Here is an 8730-nt window from a genome sequence, read left to right as displayed (position 1 = left end):
CACCTGGGGTGCCCGGGCCCGGCGCCGCCGGATCGTGTCGGCCCGGTCAGAGGCCGGGGGAGCGGTGCGTCGGCCGCCCGTCCACGACGGTCAACAGGACCGGCAGTGCGGCCAGTTCGGTACTGGGGACGGTGAGCGGGTCGTCGGCCAGCACGGTCAGGTCGGCCCGGTGGCCGACGGCGAGCCGGCCGGCCGTCCGCTCCTCCCCGGCGGCCCGGGCGGGGTTGACGGTCATGCCCCGGAGGGCTTCCAGCGGGGTGAGCGCCTGCTCGATCCCGTGCGGCGGCTCGGTGAGGTCGCGGCTGGGGCGGCGGTGGCGGGCTCCGGCCATCACGCCCAGCGGCGGGTAGGGGGCGATCGGCCAGTCCGAGCCGAGGACGACGGTGGCGCCGGCGTCCCACAGGTCGCGGCAGCGGAACGCGCGCGAGGCACGCTCCTCGCCGAGCCGCCGGGACCAGTTGTCGGTGTGGTCGGCCCGGGTGTAGTCGGTGCAGTGGGTGGGCTGCATGGAGGCGACGACGCCGAGCGGGCCGAACCGGTGCACGGTGTCGTCGGGCACGGTCTCGATGTGCTCGATCCGGTGCCGGACGGCCCGCCCGGGGCCGGCCGGGTCGGCCTGCGCCCGCTCGACGGCGTCGAGCGCGTGCCGGACGGCGGCGTCGCCGATCGCGTGGGTGGCGGTGGGCACGCCGGCCCGGTGGAGCCGCTCGATCGCCCGGGTGTAGGCCAGGGGGTCGGGCCAGAAGGCGTGGGTGGACTGGCCGTGGCAGTCGGGGTGTTCCAGCCAGGCGGTGCCGTTGTCGATGGTGCCGTCCATGAACAGCTTCACCCCGTCCACCCGCCAGCGGTCACCGCCGGTGCCCTGGAGCCGGATCAGTGCGGCGAGGGCCTCGGTGTCGGCGTCGGGCTGGAGCCAGGGGGCGATGCGCAGCCGCAGGGCGAGGGCGCCCTCGGCCTCCAGTGCGGCGTAGGTGGCGAGGCTGTCGCCGTTGGCGTCCATGGCGTGACCGCCGGTCAGGCCGGCGGCGGCCATGTCGCGCAGGACGGCCGCGGCCCGCTCGCGCACCTGGTCGGCGGTGGGCCGGGGGGCGACGGCCTCGACCAGGTCGCAGGCGGCGTCCTCCAGCAGCAGCCCGGTGGGGCGGCCGGTCGGGTCGCAGACGATCTCGGCGGCCTGCTCGAAGGCGCGCGGTCCGTCGATGCCGGCCAGTTCGAGCGCGCGCCGGCTGACGACCATCGAATGGCCGTCGAAGAGGTCGAGCGCCGCGGGGAGGCCGTCGAGCACGGCGCCCAGGGCGGCCGCCCCGACCGGCAGGTCGCCGAAGGCGTTGGGGTCGAGCCCCCAGCCGCGCAGCCAGCCGCCGGGGGTGAGGCCCCGGGCCTCCCGGGCCAGCGCCTCCCGGACGGCCGGCAGGTCGGCGCAGCCGGAGAGGTCGACGCCCATGGTGCGCTCGGCGCCGGAGACCGGGTGCAGATGGCCGTCGACGAGGCCGGGGGTGACCACCGCACCCTTGAGGTCGACCACGGTGGTCGCCGGGCCGGCGAGCGCCCGGATCTCCCGGTCGTCGCCGAGGTGGGTGATCCGGCCGCCGCCGGCCGCGAGGGCGCTGTGCGGCAGGAAGGCGCCGGTGCCCGGGTCGAGCAGTCGGCCGGAGAGCAGGACGAGGTCGGTGGGCACGGGCGGCTCCTTGCGTTCGCCGGGCCGCCGGACGGCGGCCCTCGGTGGGTCGGGCGGGCAGGTCAGGGGACGGCGGTCGGCTCGGTGAGGGTGCCGGCGGCCAGGCCCAGGGCGCGTTCGGCGGTGGTGGCGGCCAGCGCCTTCGCGGCCGGCGGGTGGCCGCTGCGGTCGGTGTTGGCGTGGACGCCGAGCCCGTCGAGGACGACGAGGATCTGGACGGCGGCGAAGGCGGGATCGTCCGTGCGGAAGGCCCCGCTGTCGACGCCGTCGGTGATCAGGCCGGTCAGCCGGTCGCGCCAGAGTGCCTCCTGGCGGCCGACCTGCTCGCGCAGTCCGGCCCGGAACCGGCTGAGGTGCCGGGCGTTGAGCCAGAGCCGGCTGAGGTCGTCGTACTCCTCGCCGGTGGTCCGGGCGAGGAACCGGGCGAGCCGGCCGAGGGCCTGCCCCGCCGGCCGGTCGGCCGGGATCAGCTCGTCCAGCTCGGCCGTCGCCGCGGTGGCGAAGGCTTCGGTGACCAGGTCCTCGGCGACCGGGAAGTAGTGGCTGATCAGACCGGGCCGGACGGCCAGCTCGTCGGCGATCCGCCGGAGCGTGAGGCACTCCAGGCCCTCGGTGAGGGCGACCGTCGCGGCGAGGGTCACGATCTCGGCGCGGCGGGCCTCGGGGGTCTTGCGGACCCGTTTCGGCGGAACGCTTGACGGCATGCCCGGCACGCTATTGGATGTGCGACCAATAGACAAGCCCGCTCCTGTGCTCGACATTTCGGAGGACTCCATGGAATCCACGATTCCAGACCCCCACACGGAGGTCCCCAACCCCCCGCGCACCACCGACCGGGCCACCCGGGTGGAGGCGCACGGCATCGACCACATCCCCGACTCCGAGCGCCGCGGCCGCCCCCGCGACCTGTTCGGCGTCTGGGCCGCGGCCAATGTGAACTACCTCAGCCTGGTGGTCGGCGGCGCCCTCGTCCTGATGGGCCTCAGCCTCTGGCAGGCCGTCGCGGTGATCGTGGCGGGCAACCTGTGCTGGCTGCTGACCGGCCTGCTCGCGGTCTCCGGCCCGGCCTCGGGCACCCCCAGCGAGGTGATCACCCGGGCGCTCTACGGCGTCCGCGGCAACCGGGTCAACAACGCGGTCACCGGCTGGACGATCTCGGTCTGCTACTTCGCGCTCAACCTGGCCGCCGCCGCGGTCGCCGCCTTCTCCCTGGTCGAGAAGGTCGGCATCCCCGCCACCACCGGGGTCAAGGCCGTCGTGGTGGTGCTCGTCGCCGCGCTCACCCTCGCCATCAGCGTCTACGGCCACGGCGCGATCATGAAGCTCTACCTCCCGATCACCCTCGTCCTGACCGCCGTCTTCGCCGTCGTCGCCGTCCGCGTGCTCGGCCGCACCGACTTCGGGTACCGGCCGGCCGAACCGCTGAGCGGCGGCGCCCTGTGGGCCACCCTCGCCGCCGGGGTCACCCTGATCGCCGCCGGCCCGCTGTCGTACACCACCAGCGCCGACTTCTCCCGGTACCTGCCGCGCACCGCCTCCCCCCGGGCGGTCGCGGGCTGGACGGCCCTCGGCGGCTTCCTGCCCAGCGTCGTGGTCTGCTCGCTGGGCGCCTTCGCCGCCACCGCGGTCGACATGACCGACCCGCAGCGCGCGCTGGAGTCCCTGCTGCCCGGCTGGTTCACCCCGCTCTTCCTGCTCGCGCTCGTCCTCGGCACGATCTCGCTCAACGCGCTGACCGCCTACAGCGCCGGCCTCGCCCTCCAGGCCGTCGGCCTGCGGATCCGCCGCTCGCTCAGCGTGCTGGTCGACGGCGTCGTCTCGGTCGCGCTGACCCTGTACGCGCTGCTGGTGGCCGACTTCCTCGACACCGTCAGCGACGTCCTCCAGCTCACCGTCGTCCTGCTCGGTCCCAGCACGGCCGTCTACGCGACCGACGTCCTGCTGCGGCGGGGCCGCTACGACGGCCCGGCGCTGACCGACGAGACCCCGGGCGGCCCGTTCTGGTACACCGGGGGCGTCAACCCGGCGGGCGCGGCCGCGATCGCGGCGGGCGTCACCGCCGGCGCGCTCAGCGTGGACACGCTCTACACCGGTCCGATCGCCGGGGCCCTCGGCCTGGACCTCTCGCTGCCGGCCGGCCTGCTCACCGCCGCCGGGGTCTACGCCCTCCTGACACGGGGGGCCGCCGGGCGCCGGCACCTCCGGTGAGCGGCCCGGGGTAGCCGGCCGGCCACGTGTCGTGGGTCTCATCGGGGGCCGTGGCCAGTTCGTCCGCGTCCCAATGTGGTGAGATGTGCGCGTCACAGAGTGATGGCGCTGACGGGGGTGCGTGATGAGGAGTGGACGGCTGTTCGGGCTCGGGTCGGACACCGATGCGGCGGATCTCGCCGCCGTGGGGCTGATCCGGCTGGCGACCGGCGAACGGCTCGGGGCCGGGGCCCGGCCCTGGCTGTGGCAACTGTGGGCGGCCTCGTTCGCCGACACCTGGCTGGCCTTCGCCGACCCGGCCGCGCCCGGGCTCCGGGTGCCGGCGGGCGCGGCCCTGCACCAGCTCGTCCGCCGGGCGGCGGAGCTGGTCCTGCTGACCCGCGACGGGGACGGGCCGGCGGCGCTGGAGCTGCTGGGCCGGGAGTCGGCCGAGGCGTACGAGCGGTCCCGGTGCTCCGACACCGCCCACCCGGTCGAGCCCGTCGCGCTCGCCCTGCTCTGGCACGGCGTGCAGGCGGCGACCGCCGACGGCCCCGACGCGGCGGCGGAGCGGGAGTGCCACGACCGCCGCATCGCCGAACGGTCCGAGGCCTACGTCCGCCGCCGGCACCGCCGCCAGGACACGCTCGCGCTCATCCTCGCCTGCGCCCGCTCCGCCGCCACCGCCCTGGCGGAACTGAGCGGCGAGGACCCGGGCAGGGCGGCCGCCACGCTGGAGGAGTACGCCATCCGGTCGATGGCCCAGGCCGGTCCGGTGCCGCTCTGGGTGCCGGGCCGGCCCGGGCAGCTCACCTCCTGAGCCTCCGGCCGGCCGGCCCGGCGGCCTCCGTATGCTGGCCCGATGCCTTTGCGGAGCCTGCACGACCGAGCCGCCCTCGAAGCCCGCTTCCGACGGGACCCGGCGTTGCACCTGATGGAACTCGGTGACCTCGACGACCTGCTGTGGCCGCACACCTCCTGGTACGGCCTCGCCCCGGACGGCCCGGTGGCGCTGCTGTACGCGGTCGGCGACACCCCCACCCTGCTGGCCTTCGGCGGGGCCGCCGAGGCACCGGAGGTGGAGGAGCTGGTCCGGGAACTGCTGCCGGTCCTGCCGCGCCGCTTCTTCGGCCACCTGACCGGCGACGCGGCCGAGGTGCTGGCCGAGGCGTACGAGGTGCGCCGCCACGGCACCCTGCTGCGGATGGTGCTGACCGACCCGGAGCGCGCGGCGGCGCACCCCGCCGACCCGTGGGCGCCGGTCCCGCTGGGCCGCGCGGACCTGCCCGAGCTGGTGAAGCTGTTCGCCGAGGCCTACCCGGGGAACTGGTTCGACGACCGGATGCTCGACACCGGCCAGTACGTCGGCGCCCGCCGGGACGGCCGGCTGGTCGCCGTCGCGGGCGTGCACGCCTGGTCGCCCGTCCAGCGGGTGGCCGTGCTCGGCAACGTCACGACGCACCCCGCGGTCCGGCGCCAGGGCGCGGCCGGGGCCTGCGTGGCCGCGCTCTGCCGGCAGCTCGCGGACGGCAGCGACCACATCGGGCTGAACGTCCGCGCGGACAACGCGGCCGCCGTGGAGCTGTACCGGCGGCTGGGCTTCACCGAGGTCGCCCCCTTCACCGAAGCGACGTTCACCGCGCGCTGACCGGTACGGCCGCCGTCCCGGGCGCCCGTGCCCGCCCGCGGGGCGGCCGGACGTTCACCGCGCGCTGACCGGTACGGCCGCCGTCCCGGGCGCCCGTGCCCGCCCGCGGGGCGGCCGGAGTTCAGGCGGAGGCCGCGGTCGTCCCGCGCGTCCTCGCCCGCCCCGACGACCACGCGGCCGCACCCCCCACCAGCAGGGCCGCCCCCAGCGCGTAGACCGGCAGCCAGTGGGTCGTCGTCGCCGCCAGGCAGTCGTCGACGACCGCGCGGCTCTGCTCCCGCTGCGCGGACTCCAGCGCGTCGGGGTCCGCCCCGGCCAGGCCTCCCAGGGCGGCCTGGGTCCGCAGGCTCTCGTACCGGCCCGCCTCCGGGCAGGACTGCCGGGTGCCCGGCATCGGGAACAGCCAGTCCCAGCGCTGCAGCGCCGGGGCCAGCGCCAGGGCCACACAGAGGCCCACGACCAGCGCGTACGCCGCCAGGCTGCAGGCATAGCTGACGCGTCGGCCCGGCGTGCGGACCGGCACCCGGCCGAAGGAGAGGACCACCGCGAGCAGCGTCACACCGAGGTAGGTGGAGAACCACTGCCAGGAGCCCTCGGCGAAGGAGAACGCCAGCACCACGGCGAGCGCCGTCCCGAGTACCCCGGGGTCGGCGGACAGGTCCGCACCGCCCACCGCCGCGCGGCCGCGGACACCTCGACGGCTGGGCTCACTCACGGGCTCTCTCCTGCCTGCCGCCGGCTCCGGAGCACCAGCCTCCCGCCCCGACCCGTGGTCACCCCCGGCTCCCACACCGGTCCCCGCCCGACCCCACCCGCTCGGCCCAGCGGCGCGGGCCGGTGGCCGGTCAGCCGCGGGCGGTGTCGGCCGGGCGGCAGAGGTGGAGACTGTAGGAGGCGCGGCACTCGGTCTGCGCGGGCACCACCCCCGAGCCGCGCACGCCCTGGACCAGGCTGACCAGCACGACGGCGACCGGCGCGGCCTTGACGGCCCCGGTCAGCGCCCCGTCGTACCGGGCCGCCGAGAAGCGCCTGAACGCGTAGACGGCTCCGCAGAGCGCGGCGACGATCGCCGAGACGCTGAGGTAGCTGTAGCCGGTGATCTCGCCGTGCTCCCGGACGGTGTTCTCGAAGTGGAAGTCGGCGACCACCGGGAGGAGCGCCAGGAGGGCCGCCGCCCAGCCGATCCTGACGGCCCGGCCGCGGCCACGGAAGTACTCGATCATCGGCGTTCCCCTGGTGTACCGGAGCGGGGCCGCCCGACCCGAGGGACGGCCGCCCCCGCACCCCGGCCGTCCTCGTCGCGGAGGAGGACGCCGGGGGGAGACGCCCGGTTCCCGTAGGCGAGGTGACGCGGCGTCAGCCGAGCGTCGCCGCCTTGCGCAGCAGGACCGACCGCTCGCGGGCGTTGCGGCAGAGCCGGGCGGCGAGTTCCAGCTCCGCCCGCGCCTCGGCGGTGCGGCCGAGCCGGGAGAGCAGCTCGCCGCGCACGCTCGGCAGCAGGTGGGAGCCGGACAGCCGGCCGGCGGCGGCCAGCGCGTCGACCAGGGGCAGCGCCTCCTGCGGCCCCGACGCCATGGCGACGGCGACCGCCCGGTTGAGTTCGACCACGGGGGAGGGCGCGACCCGGCCGAGCGCCTCGTAGAGCAGCACGATCCGGTCCCAGGCGGTCTCCGAGACGGAGGGGGCCGTGGCGTGGCAGGCGGCGATCGCCGCCTGCAGGCCGTACGGCCCGAGGCCGCGCCCGGCGGCCGTCGCCCGGGTGAGCGCGGCCAGGCCGCGGCGGACGGCGGAGCGGTCCCACAACCGGCGGTCCTGGTCCTCCAGCAGCACGGCCTCGCCGTCCGGACCGGTGCGCGCGGGGAAGCGCGCGGCGGTGAGCTCGAAGAGGGCGAGCTGCCCGAACACCTCCGGTTCCGCGGGCAGCAGCGCGGTGAGCGTGCGGGCCAGCCGGATCGCCTCGTAGGCGAGACCGGGGCGCAGCAGCCGGTCGCCGGACGTCGCCGTCGAGCCCTCGGTGAAGATCACGTAGAGCACGCTGAGGACCCCGCCGAGCCGCTCGCGCCGTTCCGTCGCCGGGGGCAGCTCGAAGGGCACCCCGGCCGCGCCGATCGTCTTCTTCGCCCGGGTGATCCGCGCCTGGACGGTCGGCACGGGTACCAGGAAGGCCCGGGCGATCTCCTCGCTGGAGAGGCCGGCCACCACGCGCAGGGTCAGCGCCGTGCGGGCCTCGGGCGACAGCACGGGGTGGCAGGCCACGAAGATCAGCGCGAGGACGTCGTCCTCGATCCGGTCCGGGTCCCAGGGCGGGTCGTCGGACCGGTCCGCGGGCGGCTCGGCGCCCGAGCTCGCCCCGCCCTCGCCGAGCCCGCCGGCCAGCGCGGCGTAGCGGTCGTCGAGGGCGGCGCGGCGGCGGAAGTGGTCGATGGCGCGCCGCCGGGCGGTGTTCAGCAGCCAGCCCACCGGGCTGGCCGGCTCGCCGTCGCGCGCCCAGGCGACGAGCGCCTGGGCCAGGGCCTCCTGCGCGACGTCCTCGGCCAGGTCGAAGTCCCCGGTGTACCGGGTGAGCGCGCCGACGATCCGCGCGGACTCGATCCGCCAGAGGGCCTCGACGGCCCGCCGGGCGGCCGCGCCGCCCGGCGGATCGTCCGGTGCCGGAGGTGTCAGAGCTGGCCGGTCCGCTCGCGCCATGCCCGTTCCTTGATGATCCACTCGTTGTCCTGCGGGAACTCGTCGATCCCCGGCACGCGCCGGATCTCGATCTTGGTGCCGGGGAAGGACGGCAGCCGCTTGGCCCACTCGACCGCCTCCTGCTTCGAGGCCACGTCGAGGATGTAGAAGCCGCCGAACAGTTCCTTGGTCTCACCGTACGGGCCGTCGGTGACAATCGGGGTCTCCCCGCTGACGTCGACCACCACGCCCTGCGCCGCGTCGTCCAGGCCCTCGGCCGCGACGAGCACGCCGGCCCGGATCAGCTCCTCGTTGTAGCGGCCCATGGTCGCGAGCATCTCGTCGAACGGCGTCTCCATCATCTTCGCGATCGACTCGTCGCTGCCCCGCATGATCAACATGTACTTCGCCACGACTGCTCTCCTTCGTCCCGGGGACCGTTCTTCGGTCCTCTCTATCCCAGGTCGAACGGGACGGCCGCGGATCGACACGGCGGCGAAGGAATTTCCGGGCCGGATCCCTCCGGGCTCTTCCGGGCCCGGAAGGATCC

Annotated in this window: 9 protein-coding genes; 3 read left to right on the top strand and 6 right to left on the bottom strand. The window is 76.0% G+C overall.

Features of this window, described 5'->3' with window-relative positions; all coding sequences use genetic code 11:
- Window positions 1–46 precede the first annotated feature (46 nt).
- Window positions 47–1678: an amidohydrolase gene (locus ACFWA9_RS36585; protein ID WP_380393433.1), complete on the bottom strand. Its 1632-nt coding sequence runs from the start codon at window positions 1676–1678 to the stop codon at window positions 47–49.
- 62 nt (window positions 1679–1740) lie between these two features.
- Window positions 1741–2382, bottom strand: coding sequence for a TetR family transcriptional regulator C-terminal domain-containing protein (locus ACFWA9_RS36580; protein ID WP_352290150.1), 642 nt, complete (start codon window positions 2380–2382; stop codon window positions 1741–1743).
- Window positions 2383–2452: 70 nt separating this feature from the next.
- Here ACFWA9_RS36580 and ACFWA9_RS36575 point away from each other — a divergent pair, with 70 nt between their 5' ends.
- The 3 genes from ACFWA9_RS36575 to ACFWA9_RS36565 all read left to right on the top strand — a co-directional run bounded on the left by ACFWA9_RS36575 (window position 2453) and on the right by ACFWA9_RS36565 (window position 5513).
- The gene (locus tag ACFWA9_RS36575) at window positions 2453–3886 is read left to right on the top strand and encodes a purine-cytosine permease family protein (protein ID WP_380393431.1); all 1434 of its coding nucleotides are present in this window, start codon (window positions 2453–2455) and stop codon (window positions 3884–3886) included.
- Window positions 3887–4010: 124 nt separating this feature from the next.
- Entirely contained in the window at window positions 4011–4685 is a 675-nt protein-coding gene (locus ACFWA9_RS36570; protein ID WP_380393428.1) for a hypothetical protein, read from the top strand.
- Window positions 4686–4727: 42 nt separating this feature from the next.
- Window positions 4728–5513 (top strand): GNAT family N-acetyltransferase, encoded by a 786-nt coding sequence (locus ACFWA9_RS36565; RefSeq protein ID WP_380393426.1) that lies wholly within the window; start codon window positions 4728–4730, stop codon window positions 5511–5513.
- A 121-nt stretch (window positions 5514–5634) separates the two neighbouring features.
- On the opposite strand, the gene ACFWA9_RS36560 is transcribed toward ACFWA9_RS36565, so the two are convergent.
- From ACFWA9_RS36560 to ACFWA9_RS36545, 4 genes are all read right to left on the bottom strand, one after another.
- Entirely contained in the window at window positions 5635–6228 is a 594-nt protein-coding gene (locus tag ACFWA9_RS36560; protein WP_352290158.1) for a hypothetical protein, read from the bottom strand.
- Between the two features lie 130 nt (window positions 6229–6358).
- Window positions 6359–6736, bottom strand: a complete 378-nt coding sequence (locus ACFWA9_RS36555) for a hypothetical protein (protein WP_380393424.1) — start codon at window positions 6734–6736, stop codon at window positions 6359–6361.
- A gap of 133 nt (window positions 6737–6869) precedes the next feature.
- Window positions 6870–8201: an RNA polymerase sigma factor gene (locus tag ACFWA9_RS36550; protein WP_380393422.1), complete on the bottom strand. Its 1332-nt coding sequence runs from the start codon at window positions 8199–8201 to the stop codon at window positions 6870–6872.
- Entirely contained in the window at window positions 8174–8593 is a 420-nt protein-coding gene (locus ACFWA9_RS36545) for a YciI family protein (protein WP_380393420.1), read from the bottom strand. Before ACFWA9_RS36545 ends, ACFWA9_RS36550 begins: the two co-directional genes overlap by 28 nt.
- Window positions 8594–8730: the final 137 nt, after the last annotated feature.

The organism is Kitasatospora sp. NPDC059973 (assembly GCF_042737525.1).
Lineage (GTDB): Bacteria > Actinomycetota > Actinomycetes > Streptomycetales > Streptomycetaceae > Kitasatospora.
This window is presented reverse-complemented; position numbering and strand designations above follow the sequence as displayed.